The sequence below is a fragment of the Flavobacterium sp. P3_A6 genome, assembly GCF_056403035.1.
Window position 1 is genome coordinate 27,482 of record NZ_JBFUGG010000023.1, and the last position, 21,633, is coordinate 49,114.

The following is a 21,633-nucleotide window of genomic DNA, read 5'->3' on the forward strand; positions in this document are numbered from 1 at the left end:
TTAGACATTGGAGTTTATTGACATCAGATATTTTTTTGGAGTGGTTCCAAATTTCTTTTTGAAAGCAGCGATAAAATGGCTTCCGGTGCTGTAGCCAATTTTTAAGCCAACTTCGTTTACATTATAAGAGCCACTGTCCAATAATTTTCGGGCATAATCCATTTTATAATCAAACAGAAAACCATATACAGTATCACCATAAATTTGTTTGAAACCCATTTTGAGTTTTTTGAGCGTCAAACCTATTTCGTCTGCCAGTTCTTGCAATCCTGGTGGTTCGGCCATATTGGCAATGATGATTTCTTTGGCTTTTTTAATTTTCAGGACATTGTCTTCATCAATCAGGAAAGGGCATTGCTCAGCATTTGGATCCTCGGTTCGGTTAAAATACAAACTCAATAATTCATAGCCTTTTCCTTTGTAATATAAATTTTTGATGGAAGGATGCAGGCTGTAGTGAAACAATTGTGTTAGTACAATTGCCATCGACGGACTGATATCATCTTCCTTATAGTATTTTTTGTCCCGATTGTCATCGCTCAAAAAAGTAATATAATTGGCTTCATTTGAAAACAAGGCGTGGAATTTTTTGATCGAAATAATTACTGAAATCACCCAAGAGCTTGGAGCCAATTCCAGATTTAACGGCAGTTCTTTTTGAGGATTGTATAAAAGTAAAGATTTTTCTTCTTTCAGTTCCAAAGCATAATTGCCTTGATTGAAGATGAATTTAGCACTTCCTTTTAGTCCAAAGTGAAATTGAATCAATCCGCTGCTGACCTCATGCTGTGCCTGAAAAGGCACTTCACTGTCATTTTGAAAACGAATCAGCGTGAAATCATCTTCAATAGTTATAATTTCTTGTGAACCCATAGCGATATTTTTTTAATTAAAAAATGACTTTTATTGAAAACATTTATTTAGAATCACTCTAAACAAGTTTGAAAATGTCCCTTGATAATGCCACAAAAATAACAGTTTTTATTATAAAATAACGAATTAAATCCAAAAAAGCATACAGCGACACAAAAAGAACTTTTAGCGTTACTTTTATAGAAATGATAGTAATAGTTTTGTAATACTTTATGTGAAAGTGAATATATGGAAAATTATAACGTTTCGAAGCATCACTATTTTTACTCAATTGGCCTAAGCTATAAGAAAGCTGATGCCGAGATAAGAGGTAAATTTAGTTTAGACACTATAGCCAAAACGCGTCTGCTCGAACAAGCCAAAAATGAAGGAATTCAAAGTCTTTTTGTAACTTCAACCTGTAACAGAACTGAAATCTACGGTTATGCCGAGCACCCTTTTCAATTAATAAAATTGCTTTGCGAGAACAGCAACGGTACTGTCGAAGATTTTCAAAAAGTAGCCTATGTTTTCAAGAATCAAGAGGCTATTTCTCATTTATTCCGAGTAGGAACAGGTTTGGACAGCCAAATTCTAGGCGATTTTGAAATCATCAGCCAGATTCGAAATGGTTTTGCTGAAGCGAAAGCAATGGGCTTGGCTAACGCTTTTATGGAACGATTGGTGAATGCAGTGATACAATCCAGCAAAAAAATTAAAAACGAAACCGAAATCAGTTCAGGTGCCACTTCGGTATCTTTTGCATCGGTTCAATATATTATCAAGAACGTTCCAGACATTGGGAATAAAAATATTTTACTTTTTGGTACGGGAAAAATAGGAAGAAATACCTGCGAAAATTTAGTAAAACATACTAAAAACGAACACATCACTTTAATCAACAGAACCAAAGACAAAGCCGAAAAATTGGCTGGAAAATTGAATCTGATTGTTAAGGATTATTCGGAACTGCATCTTGAACTTCAAAAAGCGGATGTAGTGGTGGTGGCAACTGGTGCTCAAAATCCTACGATTGACAAAGCCATCCTAAATTTAAAAAAACCATTGCTGATTTTGGATTTATCAATCCCAAAAAATGTGAATGAAAACGTCAAAGACCTTGAAGGCGTTACTTTAATTCACATGGATCATTTGTCGCAGATGACAGATGAGACATTGGAAAACAGAAAAGCCCATATCCCCGCAGCAGAGGCTATTATTGAAGAAATAAAGGATGAATTTATCGCCTGGACAAAAATCAGAAAGTTTGCGCCAACGATCAACGCTTTGAAAGAGAAGCTAAACACGATTAAAAATTCGGAATTGGATTTTCAAAGTAAAAAAATATCCAACTTTAATGAAGAACAAGCCGAAATTATCAGCTCCCGAATTATCCAAAAAATCACAACCCATTTTGCCAATCATCTAAAAAATGAAGACACAATGGTAGATGAGAGCATCGATTGGATCGAAAAAGTTTTTCAGATAGAAACGACTGCTAAATAATTTTACCATTAAGATATTAAGAGAATTAAGCTTTGTATTTTAAAAACTTAATGCAAAAAATGAACCATTATGAGATTAAGAAAAATTAAGTCTTAATATTTTTAAACAGCCTTAATAAACTTAATATCTTAATGGTAGAAAAATAAAAAATGTTCTATGACAAAAAAGGAGGTTACGCAATTAGCTTATGAAATTACAGGTTTTGCTATAAAAGTGCATAAAGCTTTAGGACCTGGACTTTTAGAAAGCATTTATGAGCAATGCCTTAAATATGAATTAGAATAAAACGGATATGATGTTAAACAACAATTGGTTGTTAAAATAGATTATTACAACCTTGAATTAGAATCTGATTTAAGAATTGATTTACTTGTGAATGACTGTATAGTTGTTGAATTAAAAGCGATAGAAAACCTTTTGCCAATTCACGAAGCACAATTACTTACATATATGAAATTGTTACAAAGACCTCAAGGATTATTGATTAATTTTAACACTCTAAACATAACAAAATCAATGAAACCACTTGTAAATGAGTTTTTTTCAAGATTAAAAGATTAATTTCTTTCTTAAAAATTCATAGACTACCTTAATGAATCTTAATGTCTTAATGGTTAAAAAAGTAAAATCTTGATTTTAAATAATTAAAATGGCAAATAAAACAATACGTATTGGAACCCGTGACAGCGAACTCGCGTTATGGCAAGCCCACACTGTAGAAAAAAAGCTAAACGATTTAGGATATAAAACGGAAATTATTGCCGTAAAATCGGAAGGTGACATCATACTTGACAAACCGCTGTACGAACTCGGAATCACTGGGATTTTTACCAAAACATTGGACATTGCAATGATTAACGGCCAAGTTGATATTGCAGTGCATTCGATGAAAGATGTACCAACAGCTCTACCAATTGGAATTGTTCAAGCGGCAGTTCTAGAAAGAGCCAATACTTTGGACATTTTGGTTCACAAAGGAAATCTTGATTTTCTTGAAGGAATTGGAACTATTGCTACAGGAAGCTTACGCCGTCAGGCGATGTGGCTCAACAAATATCCCAATCATAATGTAGTCGATTTGCGTGGAAACGTAAATACCCGAATGCAGAAACTAAACGATAATGACTGGAACGGAGCCGTTTTTGCTGCCGCAGGTTTGGAAAGAATCAACTTGAAACCGATGGATTTTATCAATTTAGATTGGATGATTCCTGCACCAGCACAAGGGGCAATGGTTGTTGTGGCTATGGGCAATGATGATTATATACTTGATGCCGTTTCTCAGCTCAATGATATCGAAACAGAAATTTGCACACATATAGAAAGACAATTTCTAAAAATTCTAGAAGGCGGTTGTACAGCACCTATTGGAGCATTGGCAACCTATTGTGAGCTGGAAGATACTTTTACTTTCAAAGGTATTTTGCTGTCTATTGACGGAAAAGAAAAATTGGAAATCGAAAAAATTGTACCAGTTGAAGAATGGAAAAAATTAGGCTTCAATTGTGCCAAAGAAATTCTGAAAAATGGAGGAGTGGAACTGATGAAAACTATTAAGGAAAGTTTGAAGAAATAAACTACTTTTAAATTTCTAAAATCAAGTTGAATCAGTAATTGAGGCAGTTATATGACACAATTGAATAAAGACATTTCGCCAGATGCTTACAACGAATTTCTTTCGGATGTGGCTACTGCTGTGCAAGAGCATCGAGTGAAGGCGATTCAGTCTGTGCAAACGATTTCCAACCAACTGTATTGGAATATTGGTGAATTGATTATAAGGAAGCAATTAGAATTTGGTTGGGGGAAATCGGTTATTTTATTATTGAGTCGAGATTTACCACAGTTAATTGGCGAAGGAGTGAGCTGGTCACCCAGAAATCTTCAGTTTATGAAGCAATTAGTCGCGGAATATTCAAATGTGAATCAGCCTGATTCACATTTGCAATATGTAAAGAAACTTATTGCTACAACGCCTTGGCAGCACAATGTTTTAATTCTTCAAAAGGTAAAAGAGCCAAAAGCCAGGATATTTTATTTAGAACAAACTATCAAAAACAGATACAGTCGAGCGGTTTTATTACATCAAATTAAAGCAAATGCTTACGAGCATTATAAATTGAAACCATCACAGCATAATTTTGCAAAAGCTTTGCCGGAACATTTTCAGGAACAGGCGAGGGAAAGCATTAAAAGTGTTTACAGTCTCGATTTTTTGGACATAAACAAATCAGTTACCGAAAGGGAATTAGAAAACTCAATGGTGGAAAAAGTAAAGCGGTTAATGCTGGAATTAGGTTATGGTTTTTGTTTTATTGGAAACCAATACCAACTTTCATTAGGCGATAAAGATTATTATATCGATTTGCTTTTTTATCATAGAATATTAAAATGTTTGGTGGCTGTAGAATTGAAAGTGGTTGAATTTGAACCCGAATTTGTTGGAAAACTTGATTTTTATCTGCAATTAATGGATGAGCAATTGAAACAGTTAGATGATCAGCCTAGTATAGGGATTTTGCTAGTCCCAGACAAAAATCATCTAGAAGTGGAATATACATTACGAAATGCAAATAAACCAATAGGAGTATCAGAATATTGTTTAAGCAAACAATTGCCAAAAGAATTAATTGGGAAATTACCAACTTCAGAAGAGTTTCAACGCATTTTAATTCCTGAAACAAAAACAAAGAATAAAAATGAGTAATATCAGCATTCTATCTACAAAAATACTTTTGAATTATCAAAAGCAAGTCTTATTAGATAATGGTTTTTCAATAAATGAAGCGGATTTCATTTCAACCAAAATTAAATCTTTTGATTTAAAAAACACAAACGAAAGCTTAATTTTCAGCAGTCAAAATGCCGTTGAAAGTATTTTGCTGCACCCAGATTTAGAAAAATTAAAAACTAAAAAAGTATACTGTGTTGGATTAAAAACTAAAACGTTATTGGCCGAAAACGGTTTTGAAGTCATTGCGTATACTGGTTATGCATCAGATTTGGCCGAAATCATTACTTTAATTTACAAATCGGAAAGTTTTACTTTCTTTTGTGGAAATCTTCGAAGAGACACATTGCCAAATGCCCTGAAAGATGCTGCTGTAGTTTTTAATGAAATTGAAGTTTATGAAACAGCATTGACACCACATAAAATAAAGAGCCTTGTTGACGGAATTTTGTTTTTCAGCCCTTCAGCTGTACAAAGCTATTTAAAAGAGAATACCATCAAAAAAGAAATTTGCTTTTGCATTGGCGAAACCACTGCATCGGCATTAGAAAATAAAGCACAAAATATCATCATAGCAGACCAACCCACAGTTGAAGATGTTATAGAATCAGTAATCGAAGAATATAAATAAAATCAATAGCTTAAAGTCTAAAACTTAAGCCTAAAGCAATAAAAAACAATGATTAAGAACGACCTATTTTTAAAAGCGCTAAAAGGAGAAACAGTACAGCGCCCACCAGTTTGGATGATGCGTCAAGCGGGAAGATATTTGCCAGAATTTAGAGCTTTACGTGATAAATATGATTTTTTTACTCGTTGTGAAACACCAGAATTGGCTGCAGAAATTACAGTACAGCCCATTCGTATTATCGGGCCTGATGCCGCGATTTTATTTTCGGATATTTTGGTAGTGCCAAGAGCGATGGGAATTCACGTAGAATTGAAAGACAATTTGGGACCGATTATTCCAAATCCAATTCGTACGATGGAACAGGTAAACCAAGTTTATGTTCCGGATGTAAATGAAACTCTAGGTTATGTTTTTGATGCAGTGAAACTGACCAAAGAAATGCTGAATGATGAGGTGCCTTTGATAGGTTTTGCAGGTTCTCCATGGACAATTTTCTGTTATGCTGTTGAAGGTAAAGGTTCAAAAAGTTTTGATACTGCCAAAGGTTTTTGTTTTTCAAACCCAGTAGCGGCGCATACTTTATTACAAAAAATCACCGACACCACTATTTTATACTTAAAGGAAAAAGTAAAAGCAGGAGTAAATGCCGTTCAGATTTTTGATTCTTGGGGCGGAATGCTTTCTCCTGTTGATTATCAGGAATTCTCATGGAAATACATCAACCAAATTGTTGAAGCATTGGCTGAGGTTACTCCAGTTATTGTTTTCGGAAAAGGATGTTGGTTTGCCCTTAATGAAATGGGAAAAAGCAAGGCTTCGGCACTTGGTGTAGATTGGACGTGTTCAGCTAGAAATGCCCGTTATTTGTCAGGTGGAAATGTAACTTTACAGGGAAATTTTGACCCTTCAAGATTGCTTTCACCAATTCCAACCATCAAAAAAATGGTACACGAAATGATCGACGAATTTGGAAAAGATAAATATATAGTGAATTTAGGTCACGGAATTTTACCGAATATCCCTGTAGACCACGCCAAAGCTTTTGTGGATGCTGTTAAGGAATACGAAAATAAATAGTTTACGGTTGTTAGTTGATAGTTGTTGGAGAAACCATTAATGACTGTCAACTAACAGCTAGCAACGAACAACTAATAAAAATGCTAAACAAAGGCTTAAGAGACCAGGAAAGTATTCGCATTGACAACGTGCTCAAGAAGCTGATGTCATTGGTTTATGTGCCTAAGTTTTGGAATCTAGAAGATCTTTTGCTTTTGGAAAATGAATTAAAAGACTTGGCGATGGATGTCGAAAGTCTGCAAAAATTTGAAGAAGAGGAATTGATTGTTCATTTACAACAACTTCATTTGGATTGGAGTCAGTTGGAATTATTTGCTGATTTTTTGGTCGCTTTTTCAAAGGGAAAGCAATTTGATTTTAAAGGAAAAGCCATTGCCATTTATAATTACATTCAAAAAGAAAGCAAAGTTTTTTCGTTTGGGATTTTAAATAAGTTAGCTGCTTTGAAAGCAAATTAATAATGAAAGATAAATTTTAGCAATACATACAAAACCTTCTAAACTGAATCTGTAAAAAAATCTATTGAATTGAAAACTAAATTTGCTTTTCTATATTTGTAATGATAATTACACTTAAATAATGATTTAAATGACTGAAAAAGAATTACAAAATCTCTTAAAAACTGATTACCCACGTGAAAATGAAAAATGTGAGTGGAAAGAATTTAAGTCCTTAAAAAGTGCAGTTTCAGGAAGAGCAGGTGATGATATTATTTCGTATATTTCTGCAATAGCCAATATGCAAGGAGGAAATTTGGTAATTGGAATTCAAGATCAAACGCATTTTGTTGTAGGAATCCAGGAATTTGCCGATTATTCTATTGAGAATATTAAGTATAGGGTAATTGGAAACTGTCCAAATTTAAATCCAGATCTTTTTCGAGTTCAAGAATTCATTACATCAGACACTAATAAAACAGTTTGGGTTTTTCACATTCCTAAGCATCAATTTCGATTGCCAGTTTATGCTCATAAAAAAACTTGGCAAAGAATTGATGATAATTTAGTTGAAATGACTAAGGCAAGGTTAGATGCCATATTAACTCAGATTCAGGTTAATGAAGATTGGACTAAAGTAATTATTAGTGAAGCAACTATTAATGATTTAGATAAAAATGCAATTGAAAAGGCTAGATTAGAATACAAAAAAAGGAATCCTAAATATACAGATGATGTTGATAATTGGAATGATGTCGATTTTTTAAATAAAGCAAAACTTACCATTAAAGGAAAAATAACTAGAACAGCTTTAATTCTTTTAGGAAAAGATGAATCGGAACATTTTCTAAACTCCACAGTAAAAATCAGGTGGAATCTAAAGACTATTGACAATCAGGACAAGGATTTTGAAATATTTTCAATTCCATTTATATTATCTGTTGATGAAGTTTATAAAAAAATTAGAAATCTTAAATACCGTTATTTACGAGATGGTACACTATTCCCTGATGAAGTTTTAAGATACGAACCATTTAATATAAGAGAGTCATTAAATAATGCTATTGCCCACCAAGATTACTCAAAAGGAGCGAGAATTAATGTTGTTGAATTTGAAGATGATCATTTGGTTTTTTCTAATTATGGTTCTTTTTTGCCAAAATCGGTCGAAGATGTAGTATTAAAAGATACTCCTGAAGAAATATATCGAAATCCATTTTTGGTTGAAGCAATGAAAAACTTGGATATGATTGAAACTCAGGGTGGTGGAATCCGAAAAATATTTAACTTTCAAAAAGAACGCTTCTTCCCTTTGCCTGATTTTAATTTTGAAGATACTAAAGTTAAGGTAACAATAACGGGTAAAATCCTAGATGAAAATTTTGCCAAAATTATTATTCAAAATTCAGATTTAGGTTTAGACGAAATCATTTTGTTGGACAAAGTTCAGAAACATAAAGAAATTTCAGAAGATGAATTTAAGTATCTAAAAAAGCTAAAATGTATTGAAGGTAGAAGACCAAATATATATTTATCTTATAATATTATCGAATCTACTAATGATGAAGATTTAAAAGCGGAATATCTTGCTAATCGTAGTTTTGATGACTCTCATTTCAAAGATATGATTCTCGAATATTTAAAAAAATTTGGAAAAACAAAAAGAAAAGCAATTGATATTTTAATTATTCCAAAATTGTCAGCAGTTCTTTCGGATGAGAAAAAGAAAAAAAAAGTTACAAATTTTCTCTCTGCTTTAGGAAAAGAAGGCAAAATACAATGTCTTCCAGGATATTATTGGGAAATAATTTAGACACTTTTAAATACTTTTTAGACACTTTTTAGACACTTTTAAATACTTTTTAGACATTTTAAACGCTTTTAAATACTTGAATTACTAAGAAATTTTTAATGAAAAATAAATTTTACCAATACATACAAAACCTCCAAAACACAATCGTTTCAGGATTAGAAGCTGTTGACGGTCAAGCCAAATTCAAAGAAGATCTTTGGGATCGCCCAGAAGGCGGTGGCGGACGAACACGCGTAATCGAAAACGGAGCAGTTTTCGAAAAAGGCGGTGTAAACATTTCTGCTGTTCACGGAAAACTTCCTGAAACCATGCAAAAAATGTTCGGCGTAGGCGAAGCCGATTTTTTTGCTTGTGGGTTGAGTTTGGTTTTACATCCAAAAAATCCAATGGTGCCAACGGTTCACGCGAATTGGCGTTATTTCGAAATGTATGATGATAACGGAAATGTAATTCAGCAATGGTTTGGCGGAGGACAGGATTTAACACCTTATTATCTGTTTGAAGAAGATGCAGCACACTTTCATCAAACCTGCAAAACCGCCTGCGACAAACACAATCCAGAGTTTTATCCAAAATATAAAAAGCAGTGTGATTCGTATTTTTGGAACGCACATCGCAATGAAGCCCGTGGAATCGGTGGTTTGTTTTTCGATTATTGCAAAGCAACGGACGAAATGTCAATGGAAAATTGGTTTAACTTTGTTTCCGAAGTTGGGAATAGTTTCCTCGAAGCCTACGTTCCAATAGTCGAAAAAAGAAAAAATTTAGAATATAACCAAGAACAAAGAACCTGGCAGGAAATCCGTCGTGGCCGTTATGTAGAATTCAATTTGGTGCACGATAAAGGCACTTTGTTTGGCTTAAAAACCAATGGAAGAATAGAAAGTATCTTGATGAGTCTACCTCCGCACGTACAATGGGTATATGATCATCATCCTGAAGCAGGAAGTGAAGAAGAAAAATTAATAAAAGTATTAGAAAACCCAAAAAATTGGATTGCAGATTGATGATTAACGATTTATGATTTACTACGTCTGTTCGCTATCGCTCGAGTCAGATTTTCTGAAGTCATTAATTTGTTTTTAAATCAAAAATCAGCAATCGTTAATCAAAAATCATATATCAAATGTTCCCATTACACAGAGGCAGAAGATTAAGAACAAGCGAATCCATTCGTTCATTAGTTCGTGAAACCACATTAAGCCCATCCGATTTTATGTTTCCTATGTTTATTGCCGAAGGCGAAAATGTTGAGGTTGCTATTCCTTCTATGCCGGGTATTTTCCGTCGTTCAATTGATTTGACGGTAAAAGAAGTCAAAGAATTATATGCATTAGGAATTCGTGCAGTCAATATTTACGTGAAAGTAAGCGAAGACTTAAAAGACAATACAGGAAAAGAAGCTTGGAATCCAAACGGATTAATGCAACAAGCCATTCGTGCCATCAAAGCGGCTTGTCCAGAGATGATTGTAATGCCGGATGTGGCTCTCGATCCTTATTCAATATACGGTCACGACGGAATTATTACCAATGGTGATGTAGAAAACGACGCTACTAATGATGCTTTGGTAAAAATGGCCGTTTCTCATGCTGAAGCGGGTGCCGATTTTGTTGCTCCTTCCGACATGATGGACGGTCGAGTATTGCGTCTGCGCCAAGGGCTTGATGCTGCAGGTTTCCACAATGTGGGAATTATGAGTTATTCGGCTAAGTATGCTTCCGCGTTTTACGGGCCTTTTCGTGATGCATTGGACAGCGCGCCTAGGGAAGCGGATGTTGTGGTTCCAAAAGACAAGAAAACGTACCAAATGGACTATGCCAACCGCATCGAAGCCATTAAAGAAGCCGTTTGGGATGTCGAAGAAGGTGCCGATATGGTAATGGTAAAGCCAGGAATCGCTTATTTGGATATCGTTCGCGAGGTCAAAAACGCCGTGAATGTTCCCGTAACCGTTTTCCATGTATCAGGAGAATATGCGATGATCAAAGCCGCTTCCGAAAGAGGCTGGCTGGACAACGACAAAATCATGATGGAACAGTTAATGTGCATCAAAAGAGCGGGAGCCAGTTTGATTTCGACTTATTTTGCCAAAGAAGCCGCTATTATACTGAACCAAAAATAAGACTTCTATGAAAAAACTAGTATTAATAGCTCTAGCTGTTCTCGCTTTTTCTTGCAAGAAAGAAAGTGAAGAACCTTTTGGAAAACCTGCAGAAAAGACCACTGGAGCTCAAACTCCAAAAGCATTAGGGGCGGCAATTTTCGAAGGTAAAGGAAACTGTGTTGCTTGTCATCAAATGGATCAAAAAGTGATTGGGCCAAGTATTCGGGAAATCGCCAAAATCTACAAAGACAAAAACGGAAATATAGTTAGTTTTCTTAAAGGCGAAGGTGAAGCCATTGTCGATCCAGCTCAATTTCCTGTAATGCAGGCTAATTTGGAAATCACTAAAACTTTCACAGAGGAAGAATTAAAAGCGGTAGAAGCCTATATAAACTCACATCTAAAATAACAATTTTCAGGAGCTAATCCAGCTGTCCACTATATCTCTTATAGCGAACCCCGCTATAAGAGGATGCCGTTCCCATCTGGGCTAGTGTATACCAGAATAACAAAAACCATCTCTGAAAATGAGATGGTTTTTGTGTTTTTTAATATTTGTGTGCTTTATGACTACTTAGTCACTTAATGTTTAAACCTACTTAATCCCTCCAAAAGCCCCAAAGCAGGCATTTTTATGCAAAATTTCAACGCTCGAAAAACCCACTTTTTTCATTAAATCCAATTGATAGGTCATCGAACGCGGCGTATCTTCTATCTCAATATAATCAAATACTTTTTGCTGATATTCTGCTCCTCCGTGCTGATTCAAATACTCGCAGTACCTGTCCCAAATCAATTGATTAACTCCTTCATGATCTTGAACTAACAAATCTGAAATCATCAAACAGCCGCTGGGTGTTAAACTGTCGTACAATTTTCGGAAAACAAATTCCCAGTCCGAGTCTTCTCTTAAATGATGCAAAATCGCTCCAGCCAAGATGATGTCAAAATGATTTTTTTGCAATTCTATATCACGGATATCACCTTGAATAGTTTCGACTTTTCCATTTGTAGCTCCCGAAACACGTTCGTGAGCTTTGTCTAGCATATTTTGACTTAAATCGATCAAAGTCGCATTCAAATTAGGTGTTTTAGACAGCATTTTCAACGTATAATTTCCAGCACCGCAGCCAATGTCCAATACAGTTGATGCTTTTGGTTTAATGGCTTTTGCGGCCGAAGTTAAAAGCTCTAATGAAATTTGTGCATCCATCGTAGCAACCTGTCCTGTTTCTAAATTTGCAAAACGTTCGACATCATTATCAAAACGTTCCTTGATTTCGTTTACTGTAGATTTTTTCATAGTTATAAATTTTGTTTTTTGCGTCCCACAAATCGTATTACTGAACCTTTTCCATTGTGGAATAGTCCTTCGTTAAGTTCAATTTCCATTTCTGCCAATTCTTCAAAATCATAATCTGGAAAATCGGATTTTATTTCGGCAACAGAAAATAAAGATTCAATATCTTTTGGCCCTCCAACTTTCTCATCTTTTTGAATATATTCAAGGTGTTTTTTGCTGAAAGCTTCAAAAATAATAACGCCGCCTTTTCGTAAATATTTATCTAAAATGGTGTGATAATGCGATTTAACAGCAGCGGGAAAATGAGCATAAATAAGTCCGATTGCATCAAATTGATCCGTTTCGTAATTTATTGTCTCTAATTCGCCAAGCTCGTAATCAATTTTTGCATTATGAGATGCTGCAAGCTGTAACGCTTTCTTTTTTCCTTCCAAACTTATATCAAACGCAAATACGTTCCAACCGGTTTTGGCAGCATAAACAGCATTCCGCCCTTCACCTTCAGCAGGAAAAAGAATGGTTCCGGCTTTTAGTTTATCTAATTCTTTTTTGAGGTATTTGTTAGGTTCTTCTCCATAAGCAAACTCTTTACTGCTGTATCTTTCGTTCCATCTGTCTTTCCAAATTTTTTCCATGATGTTTTCATTTTGTTTTACAAACTTATAATTTTTATATATGACTTAAAAATACTTATTTTGTCAATGATTAATACTTAAAAGGTATATATGGAATTACGTCATATTAAATATTTCCTTAAACTAGCCGAAGAGTTAAGTTTTGTTCGCGCCGCCGAAAAATTATTCATTTCACAACCGCCATTAAGCCGGCAAATCAAAGAATTGGAAACTGAAATCGGTGTACAGCTTTTTGAACGCAATAATAAACGGGTAATTCTTACCGATGCTGGAAAATTCTACGAGAAAGAAATGCGGGAAGTGTTGAAAAACATAGAACTCATCAATATCAAAACCAAAAAAATAAGCGAAAATCAAAGCGGAGAATTCCGAATTGCCTATGTAAGTTCTACTTTCTCAGGAGATATTTCAGCTTTGGTGCAGTATTTATCGGAACAGTTTCCATACGTGAATTTTAGATTGTACGAAGTGCCAACTGTCAAACAAATCAAAGCATTAGAGGAATTCAAAATCGATTTAGGAATTGTCCGCGCGCCTTTGCATTCGCCTAAAATAGAAACACAGCTTTGGTTCAAAGACAATTTCTCCTTAGTGTTCAATAAAAATTTGTACCCAATTCAATCTGAACAGGAAATTGAAAAGTTAAGTGAAACTACTTTTGTATTTTTCAACAAAGAGTATTCGCCTCAGTATTATGATAATTTATTGGAAATCTGTTCTCATTTTGGCTTTGCTCCAAAAGTGGTGCATGAATCCAATAATATTTCTTCGATTATTCAATTAGTCAAAAACGGATTAGGCGTATCGATTGTTCCTACGGCTATTTTAAAAAGTCATAATTATCCTGAAATTGGTTATATTGAAATACAATCTGTGAATCTTTTTACGGATATTTTATTGGCAACGCCCAAAGGACATCTATCAGAAGTAGCTAAGACAGCCATTGAATTTTTGAAAAAGAAATAAGCGTTTTGTAAAGTATAATTTCAGTGACTAATTTTTAAATTAACTTTGCAGTTCAATTTTACAAGTATGGAAACAGCCTATATCAAAACACCTTTAGGAATTGCGAAAATTATAGGCGATGAAAATGGCGTATCGGAAATTTCAGTATACGATGAAGGAACTGTTTCTGCAGAAATTCCAAACGTTTTGCAGGAAGCTGTTTCGCAGCTCAATGCTTATTTCGAGGGGGATAGAACCAATTTTGATTTCAAACTCAACCCAAAAGGAACCGAATTTCAGCAAAAAGTGTGGAAAGCATTATTGGAGATTCCGTATGGAAAAACCAGAACTTATCTCGAACAATCCAAATTTTTGGGAGATGTCAAAGCCATCCGCGCTGTGGCTTCCGCCAATGGGAAAAATCCGCTTTGGATTGTGGTTCCTTGCCACAGAGTCATCGGAACTGATGGCTCGCTTACAGGTTATGCAGGCGGATTGTGGCGAAAAAAATGGCTGTTGGAACATGAAAATCCAACTACACAGCAAAGTTTGTTCTAAAATATTTATTGAATAAATTTCTTATATTCGTTTTAGATAACTTGTGAAATATGATCGAAAAAATAAATCTTAATAATATCCTTTTCCTCGACATAGAAACCGTTCCGGAAACAGCTGATTTCAATTCTTTGGATGACGAAATGAAAACGCTTTGGGAACTCAAAACCCAATACCAGCGGAAAGATGAGTTCTCTGGTGAGGAATTTTATGACCGCGCAGGAATTTGGGCTGAGTTTGGAAAAATTGTCTGTATTTCGGTGGGCTATTTTGTCATTAAAGGTGATATTCGAAATTTTAGAGTGACATCTTTTTTTGGTGAAGAGCCAAAACTTTTGAAAGACTTCAATAATCTGCTGAATAATCATTTCAACGGACCTCAGCATGTTTTGTGCGGGCATAACGCCAAAGAATTTGATATTCCGTTTTTGGCGCGCCGAATGATTATCAACCAAATCCCAATTCCCGACAAGCTGAACTTATTTGGCAAAAAACCTTGGGAAATTCCTCATTTAGATACTTTAGAATTGTGGAAATTTGGCGACTATAAACATTTCACTTCATTGAAATTAATGTGCAAAGTACTTGGAATTCCTTCTCCCAAAGGTGATATCGACGGCAGTCAGGTTGGTCATGTTTTTTATGTAGAAAAAGACATTGACCGAATAGTCACTTATTGTGAAAAAGATACAATTGCAGTAGCCCAGATCTTTTTGAGACTAAGACGAGAAGATTTATTGATTGAAGAGGAGATTATTCATGTATAATTCATGCTTCAAATGACACATCAGGAAATTGCGAATTATCGGCTTGTTTCACAAAATCTTTTAAAAACAAATCCAAAGACACCTCAAGAAATAGTGCGACATTTAGGCGCTATGCAGGCGCAGGATTATGCAATGGCAAAATGGGCGATCGGTTCCCGTTGTGATGCTTCTGAAAAGGTGATTGAAGATGTTATCAATTCAGGAAAAATCATCCGAACACATATTTTACGCCCGACTTGGCATTTTGTAGCCGCTGATGATATTTATTGGATGTTAGCTCTTTCTGCTCCGCAAGTAAAAAGATTTACAGCTTCAGCAGCAAAGAAATATGATTTTGATTCCAAAAAACTGGATCAGATTAACGCTAAAATTGAAAAATTGCTGGCAGGAAACAATCATCTGACTCGTGACGAAATTATGCGGGGGCTGGATATCAAAAAAAGCTCAAGCGAAGATTTTCTGAGTGCTGTTATCATGATGAATGCTGAGCTTGATGGTTTGGTTTGTAATGGCAAAATGAAAGGCAAACAAACGACTTATGCTTTGCTTGAAGAACGTGTTCCAAAATCCACAACGGTTTTTACTAAAGAAGAAGCATTAGCAAAATTAGCCAAACGATATTTCGAAAGCCATGGTCCGGCAACTTTGCTTGACTTTTCATGGTGGTCCGGTTTTTCACCAACGGCTGTTAAATTAGCTCTTAATTTAATAGAATCTGAGCTGAACTCTGTTGAAATTGATAATCAGAAGTACTGGTTTGGGACTGATTTTTCTGAGTCGGATAACTTTTGCGAAAGCGTACATTTTCTGCCCGCTTTTGATGAGATCTTAATTTCGTATAAAAATCGTGAAGCCTCTATTTTACTGGAGGATCAACCTAAAGCATTTACTAGAAACGGCATTTTTAAACCCATTATTCTAGAAAACGGGAAAGTCATCGGGCTTTGGAAACGAACTATCAAGAAAGATCACGCAAAAATAGAGACTCAATTTTTTTCTGCTTTAGATAAAACTAAAAAAAACACTCTTTTTCAAGCGATCAAACCGTTTGAAAATTATCTGGAAACAAAAATTAGTATTGAATAATCACTTAGTTCTTTTAAAAACTAATTATTAAACTCTTCGTGGTCTTTGGATTGTAAATTACTGATATTGATTAAATTACTATTATTTTTGTATAATAAATATTTTTGACTGAATAGTCAGTCTATTAAATAAAATCACAATTGCACTAGCTCAAACATTTATTCTTAAACAATAAAAGTTTTCAATAGAGGCAAATTAGGGATTATTCACTATTGAAGTTTTTTCAATATTGCGATTGATATTGCAATTGCAATTGATTTATTACATTTACAAAAAATATAAATTATGGTATTGAGCAGATTCTGGTTAGTTATTTTTATTTCATCGATTATTTTTATTGTTGTCAGTTTGTTTTCTGCCAATACCTATACGATTGATTATGTCTTGAATGGAAAAAAAGACGATCCGGTTCTTATATCTGAAAAATATATTGAACAAGTTCCTGCTTTTATCAAAGACAGTATCAAGAAAGCTACGGATCAAACCATGATTATCAATCGTGATACGCTAAATACCGACACGACTTATGTTTATAAAAATAAAACCGTAAAAATCTTCAGCGGTGTTCAAAAATCTGATGGTTTATTGCCAACGTGTAAAAGCACGCTGCTTGATTTGATTTTGCCTCTTATGGCTTATTTGGCATTTTTCTGCGGATTGATGGAGCTTTTAATCATTTCTGGGGCATCTGGAAAATTGGCTAAATTGTTGAGCCCTGTATTTGTAAAGGTGTTCCCAAGTATCCCAAAGGATCATCCGTCGATTTCGTACATGACTTTAAACTTTGCCGCTAACTTTCTGGGATTAGATTCTGCGGCAACGCCATTTGGGTTAAAAGCCATGGAAAGCTTACAGGAAATAAACCCCGAAAAAGACAAAGCGAGTGATGCTCAGATTATGTTTATGTGTCTGCATGCTTCGGGACTAACATTAATTGCAACTTCTATTATTGGCTATCGTGCTGCCGCAAATGCAACAAACCCAGCCGATGTAATGCTGCCTTGCATTATTACTTCTTTCATTGGTACGATTGCCGCTTTTCTTATTGTTGGAATCAGACAAAAAATTAATTTCAAGAGCGCATCTTTGGTTGTTGCCTTAATGGGGTTAATAGCAGCCATAGTTGGGTTATTGATGTATGTAAACCATTTGGATTTAATCGGGAAAAACTATTTTACCTCTAACCTTTCGGCTTTAATATTAGTGGGCATTATTGCATTTACGTTGATATTTTCATTTATTAAAGAAAAGAAATTTGCCGAGGCCAAAACAACAGTTTTTGAAGCTTTTGTATCAGGAGCAAATAATGGAGTTAAAACTGGAGTTACAATTTTTCCTTATGTTTTAGGGATGTTAGTGGCAATTTCTTTATTCAGAAACAGCGGTTTATTTGAAATTATCAGTAACTGGATAGCTTTTGCTTTTTCAAATATGGGAGTAAGCAAAGAAATTACCGATGCCTTGCCAGTAGCACTGCTTAGACCATTTAGTTCGGCGGGATCAAGAGGATTTTTGATTGATTCAATGAATACTTTTGGAGCCGATTCGATGACAGGTAGGTTAAGCAGTATTTTTCAATGTAGTGCCGAGAGTACTTTTTATGTGATTGCGGTTTATTTTGGTTCGGTAAATATCAAAAATACCCGATACGCTTTAGGAACGATGCTTTTGGTTGATGTGATCTGTGTAATTACGGCAATTTTTGTGGCGAGCTGGTTTTTTTAATCTTTTTATGGGCTGATAATTTCGTCGTGTAAATTTTTAGGAAGACTAAAAATCAATCGGAGAAACGGCTCAAGAAGAAAATGAAAATATTGGAATTATTATAACTATAATTTTTAGGAGTTTTAATTTATTTTTCATTCTTTTGAAATCAACTCATTAAATAAATTAAAAAATGTCAAAATACACAAAATACATCGCTATAGGTTTACTTATCCTATTCTTAGTTACTAGCTTGTTAAGCTAAATTTTTGATCAGAGTGATAAAATAAGAAACTTTTTTCATTACAAAATAGAGGCTATTAAAACTTAATAAGCTGTAGGTTATATCAAAACCCTGCAGCTTATTTAATTTCTAATAGCTATAATTTTTTATTTTTTTGGCAGAAAGATTTGATGTTTTAGGTTATAATTTTATACCCTAAAGATACCTGTATAGGCTAAGTTTGGGTGAGGGATGAAAGCGAGCTGCCGAACTAGCGCAGACTGCCCGACAGTTGCTAGAGAAAACGGGCATGACGACAAAGCGGCTAGCTGTTTTTTCTAGAAGGTGGCTCCTCCAAATTAGAATTGACGGCACTAACGACTAAATCATCAACAGAAACGCTTCGGCTGATGTGACCTAAAAGAGCTTCCAGATTTTCGGAGCGTAATGTGTCACGAACTTCGGATCGGGCTTCGGCAATTTTTAGAGAAATATTTCTGGATTTTAAATCAATAAAAAGCTGTTTTAAAAAGCGGGCACCCGCTATATCAATACAGGGAGAGGAATTGAGGTCTAATATTACTGCCTTGATCAAATCGGATTCACCATTAATTTTCCCCCATATCTGCTCTTTGATGTATTCGGTATTAAAATAAAATATGGAAGATTCTATTCTAACAATCAGTATTCCTTTAATGCTTTCGTTGTCGGAATGACGTTTTATGTCTGTATAGCGTTTGGTTCCTGGTATTCTGCCCAAAAATGCGACATTTGGAGTTGAGGATGCTTTTATTAACAATAACAAAGTGATTATGGCAGCCAATAAAACGCCTGTTAGGATTCCCCAAATGAGTACTCCTACTAATGCAATCATTGCAATGTAAAATTCCTGCTTGTCTATTTTATAGAGATGCTTAATTTCATCAAGGTCAAAAAGCCCTCGAATAGCGACTAATACAATGGATGCCAAAATTACTGTAGGTAAGTTTTGAAGAAACCCCGTTAAAAACAGCAAACAAAAGGCAATTGCCACCGATGCAAAAACTAAGGATATTGTCGTTTTTGCTCCTGCAGTATCATTTACAGCAGATTGTGATAATCCGCCAGCTACGGGATAGCCTTGGCCAAAAGCTACAGCTGCATTGGCCGCTCCGAGAGCCAATAATTCCTGGTGAGGGTCAATGGTGTAGCCGTTTTTTTGCGCCAAAGTTCTGGCCGCGGAAACACTTTCGATATATGACAATAAAAAACAAGCCAAAGCAAGGGGCAATACGCCGTCTACATCTTTGATGCGCAATGCTGGTAAGTGAAATTGTGGCAGTCCTGTTGGGATCACGCCAACGGTTGAGAATCCATGATTAGCTAGGGGTGTTGTTGAAACGAGTATAATAGATACGGTCACTATGAGTATTGCGATTGGTTTTCCGGGCAGCATTTTTTCGCCGGCAATTAGAATGATAATTGCGATTATACCAAAAAGAAAAACAGAGGGATTAGTATCTGGAAGCTGTTGAAAAATAATAATGATGCGTTCTATAAAGTTTTTACCCCCACCTTTTATGCCAAAAATTTTAGGCAACTGTGTTAAGCTAATGGTTATTGCAGCACCCGCTTTGAAGCCAACCAAAACGGTTTCGCTGATAAAATTGATAATACCGCTTAACCGCAGCAAATAAGCAAGCAGGGCTAAGATTGAAAATATTAAAGCGGTTAGTGAGGCAATGTTGGCCCAGCGCTGTACATCACCATTAGCCATAGTGGCAATTGTCGTGCCAATTAACAGTGAAATTGCTGATGTGGGGCCAATGGCTAATTGCCTGCTAGTACCTAAGATTGTATAAAAAAGACCGCCAATCAAGTAGCCATAAATTCCATATTGGGGAGGTAAACCTGCAAGAGTTGCATAAGCCATCGATACCGGAATCCCGTAAGCAGCCAGTGTTATTCCAGATATAAAGTCTTTTTTTAAGTCTTTTCTTTTGTATTCTTTGATCCAAGACGTAATTGGGAATAGTCTAGAAAGCATAATTTAAATTGGATAAAAAGGTTGTGTCTGATTATAAGTGATTAGCTTTTGTTTGTAATTTATGATGATGGACAGCTGTAAATAAACTGCTTTTTTGGAATAATATCACATGGACTAATCACAAAGAGCTAAAAAAAAATTAGTCTTCCTCATTTAGCAATGATTGTTTAACAGCTTGCAGTTCGGCTATTTTCGCCTCACTTACTTTTGGGTATTCTAAATCAAGTTCTTCTAATGCTGTTATTATTGCCGAGGAAATAGCGATGCGCGCATAAGATTTATTATCAGCGGGAATAACGTACCATGGGGATTTTTTGGTTGAGTTTTTTTTTATTAATTCTTCATAGGCGCGCATATAATCATCCCAATAACCACGCTCTTTAGCATCAGAAGCACTAAATTTCCAGTTTTTATCTGGATCGTCTACACGTTCAATAAAACGTTCTTTCTGCTCTTTCTTGGAAACATTAAGGAAAAATTTGATTACGATAGTCCCATTTCTATTCAGGTATTTTTCAAAGTTGCGAATATCCTCAAACCGATTTTCCCAAATGTTTTTGGTAAATAATTTTTTCGGAAGTTTTTGGCTTTTTAAAATTTGCTTATGTACACGAACGACTAAGACTTCTTCGTAATAGGAGCGGTTAAAAATACCGATGCGTCCTCGTTCTGGAAGATGCTTTTGGCAGCGCCATAAAAAATCATGGTCTAAATCCTCAGAACTAGGGGCTTTAAAAGAAAAAACCTGACATCCCTGCGGATTCACGCCCGACATAACATGCTTGATTGCTCCGTCTTTTCCCGCAGCATCCATCGCCTGAAAAATGAGCAGAACCGACCATTTGTCTTGTGCATACAGTATATCCTGCATGGTTGCCAATGCCTCAACACCTATTTCTAAAGTTTGTTTTACTAACGGTTTCTCTTCATCACCTAAATTAAAACTGGCTTTGGTTTCATAATCTTTTAGTTTAAAATCATTTCCATCACCAACACAATATTGTTTCGAAAATTTCTTAGCTCTTTGAACCAGCTCTTTTTTGCTTAAAGAGCTTAAATCTATTAGTTTTTCTTCAAAGTCATTCAGTTCTTTTTTATTTGATTTTGACATGATACCGAAATTTAATGTTAATGAAAGGCTATTGCTATTTGAAAAACAAATAATGTTTGTATTGAATAATTTAATGCATTAATAATGAACTAATTTAGTAAAAAATCAATTGTTCGGATTATTT

Annotated in this window: 20 protein-coding genes and 1 pseudogene; 16 read left to right on the forward strand and 5 right to left on the reverse strand. The window is 35.1% G+C overall.

Translation table 11 applies throughout. The annotated features are described in order from the left end of the window. On the reverse strand, nucleotides 1-873 hold the full coding sequence (locus AC1DVP_RS17820) for a helix-turn-helix domain-containing protein (RefSeq protein ID WP_477184830.1): 873 nt from the start codon (nucleotides 871-873) through the stop codon (nucleotides 1-3). Nucleotides 874-1,101: 228 nt separating this feature from the next. On the opposite strand from AC1DVP_RS17820, the gene hemA reads away from it, so the two are divergent. The 11 genes and pseudogenes from hemA to AC1DVP_RS17875 all read left to right on the forward strand — a co-directional run bounded on the left by hemA (nucleotide 1,102) and on the right by AC1DVP_RS17875 (nucleotide 11,563). Beyond that, on the forward strand, nucleotides 1,102-2,358 hold the full coding sequence (gene hemA / locus AC1DVP_RS17825; protein ID WP_477184831.1) for a glutamyl-tRNA reductase: 1,257 nt from the start codon (nucleotides 1,102-1,104) through the stop codon (nucleotides 2,356-2,358). Between the two features lie 156 nt (nucleotides 2,359-2,514). Next, nucleotides 2,515-2,919 (forward strand): annotated as a pseudogene (locus AC1DVP_RS17830) (GxxExxY protein). 88 nt (nucleotides 2,920-3,007) lie between these two features. Beyond that, on the forward strand, nucleotides 3,008-3,934 hold the full coding sequence (hemC, locus tag AC1DVP_RS17835; protein ID WP_477184832.1) for a hydroxymethylbilane synthase: 927 nt from the start codon (nucleotides 3,008-3,010) through the stop codon (nucleotides 3,932-3,934). Nucleotides 3,935-3,985: 51 nt separating this feature from the next. Continuing rightward, the gene (locus AC1DVP_RS17840) at nucleotides 3,986-5,065 is read left to right on the forward strand and encodes a PDDEXK nuclease domain-containing protein (RefSeq protein ID WP_477184833.1); all 1,080 of its coding nucleotides are present in this window, start codon (nucleotides 3,986-3,988) and stop codon (nucleotides 5,063-5,065) included. Then, a complete protein-coding gene (locus AC1DVP_RS17845) occupies nucleotides 5,058-5,720 on the forward strand; it encodes a uroporphyrinogen-III synthase (protein WP_477184834.1) in 663 nt (220 codons plus the stop codon). The genes AC1DVP_RS17840 and AC1DVP_RS17845 overlap by 8 nt, the downstream gene beginning before the upstream one ends. A 48-nt stretch (nucleotides 5,721-5,768) precedes the next feature. Beyond that, nucleotides 5,769-6,797: a uroporphyrinogen decarboxylase gene (gene hemE, locus AC1DVP_RS17850; protein ID WP_477184835.1), complete on the forward strand. Its 1,029-nt coding sequence runs from the start codon at nucleotides 5,769-5,771 to the stop codon at nucleotides 6,795-6,797. An 80-nt stretch (nucleotides 6,798-6,877) separates the two neighbouring features. Next, on the forward strand, nucleotides 6,878-7,255 hold the full coding sequence (locus tag AC1DVP_RS17855; protein WP_477184836.1) for a hypothetical protein: 378 nt from the start codon (nucleotides 6,878-6,880) through the stop codon (nucleotides 7,253-7,255). Nucleotides 7,256-7,385: 130 nt separating this feature from the next. Then, complete coding sequence (locus tag AC1DVP_RS17860) at nucleotides 7,386-9,047, forward strand: RNA-binding domain-containing protein (RefSeq protein ID WP_477184837.1); 1,662 nt, start codon at nucleotides 7,386-7,388, stop codon at nucleotides 9,045-9,047. Nucleotides 9,048-9,145: 98 nt separating this feature from the next. Beyond that, nucleotides 9,146-10,054 carry an oxygen-dependent coproporphyrinogen oxidase gene (gene hemF, locus AC1DVP_RS17865; RefSeq protein WP_477184838.1) on the forward strand — a complete coding sequence of 303 codons (909 nt, stop codon included), beginning with the start codon at nucleotides 9,146-9,148 and terminating at the stop codon, nucleotides 10,052-10,054. A 119-nt stretch (nucleotides 10,055-10,173) separates the two neighbouring features. Then, the gene (gene hemB, locus AC1DVP_RS17870; protein WP_477184839.1) at nucleotides 10,174-11,172 is read left to right on the forward strand and encodes a porphobilinogen synthase; all 999 of its coding nucleotides are present in this window, start codon (nucleotides 10,174-10,176) and stop codon (nucleotides 11,170-11,172) included. A 7-nt stretch (nucleotides 11,173-11,179) separates the two neighbouring features. Then, entirely contained in the window at nucleotides 11,180-11,563 is a 384-nt protein-coding gene (locus AC1DVP_RS17875; RefSeq protein WP_477184840.1) for a c-type cytochrome, read from the forward strand. 186 nt (nucleotides 11,564-11,749) lie between these two features. Here AC1DVP_RS17875 and AC1DVP_RS17880 read toward each other — a convergent pair whose 3' ends face one another. Further along, entirely contained in the window at nucleotides 11,750-12,457 is a 708-nt protein-coding gene (locus AC1DVP_RS17880; RefSeq protein WP_477184841.1) for a class I SAM-dependent methyltransferase, read from the reverse strand. 2 nt (nucleotides 12,458-12,459) lie between these two features. After that, on the reverse strand, nucleotides 12,460-13,092 hold the full coding sequence (locus AC1DVP_RS17885) for a class I SAM-dependent methyltransferase (protein WP_477184842.1): 633 nt from the start codon (nucleotides 13,090-13,092) through the stop codon (nucleotides 12,460-12,462). Nucleotides 13,093-13,182: 90 nt separating this feature from the next. On the opposite strand from AC1DVP_RS17885, the gene AC1DVP_RS17890 reads away from it, so the two are divergent. The 5 genes from AC1DVP_RS17890 (at nucleotide 13,183) to AC1DVP_RS17910 (ending at nucleotide 18,170) form a co-directional block, all read left to right on the forward strand. After that, nucleotides 13,183-14,058, forward strand: a complete 876-nt coding sequence (locus AC1DVP_RS17890; protein ID WP_477184843.1) for a LysR family transcriptional regulator — start codon at nucleotides 13,183-13,185, stop codon at nucleotides 14,056-14,058. A 66-nt stretch (nucleotides 14,059-14,124) separates the two neighbouring features. Beyond that, nucleotides 14,125-14,595: a methylated-DNA--[protein]-cysteine S-methyltransferase gene (locus tag AC1DVP_RS17895; RefSeq protein ID WP_477184844.1), complete on the forward strand. Its 471-nt coding sequence runs from the start codon at nucleotides 14,125-14,127 to the stop codon at nucleotides 14,593-14,595. 50 nt (nucleotides 14,596-14,645) lie between these two features. Then, on the forward strand, nucleotides 14,646-15,359 hold the full coding sequence (locus AC1DVP_RS17900; RefSeq protein ID WP_477184845.1) for a 3'-5' exonuclease: 714 nt from the start codon (nucleotides 14,646-14,648) through the stop codon (nucleotides 15,357-15,359). Nucleotides 15,360-15,371: 12 nt separating this feature from the next. Next, a complete protein-coding gene (locus AC1DVP_RS17905) occupies nucleotides 15,372-16,445 on the forward strand; it encodes a winged helix DNA-binding domain-containing protein (protein WP_477184846.1) in 1,074 nt (357 codons plus the stop codon). Nucleotides 16,446-16,730: 285 nt separating this feature from the next. Further along, nucleotides 16,731-18,170 carry a nucleoside recognition domain-containing protein gene (locus tag AC1DVP_RS17910; protein ID WP_477184847.1) on the forward strand — a complete coding sequence of 480 codons (1,440 nt, stop codon included), beginning with the start codon at nucleotides 16,731-16,733 and terminating at the stop codon, nucleotides 18,168-18,170. A 527-nt stretch (nucleotides 18,171-18,697) separates the two neighbouring features. On the opposite strand, the gene AC1DVP_RS17915 is transcribed toward AC1DVP_RS17910, so the two are convergent. Continuing rightward, nucleotides 18,698-20,398, reverse strand: a complete 1,701-nt coding sequence (locus AC1DVP_RS17915; RefSeq protein ID WP_477184848.1) for a SulP family inorganic anion transporter — start codon at nucleotides 20,396-20,398, stop codon at nucleotides 18,698-18,700. Between the two features lie 139 nt (nucleotides 20,399-20,537). After that, a complete protein-coding gene (locus AC1DVP_RS17920; RefSeq protein WP_477184849.1) occupies nucleotides 20,538-21,509 on the reverse strand; it encodes a polyphosphate kinase 2 family protein in 972 nt (323 codons plus the stop codon). Nucleotides 21,510-21,633: the final 124 nt, after the last annotated feature.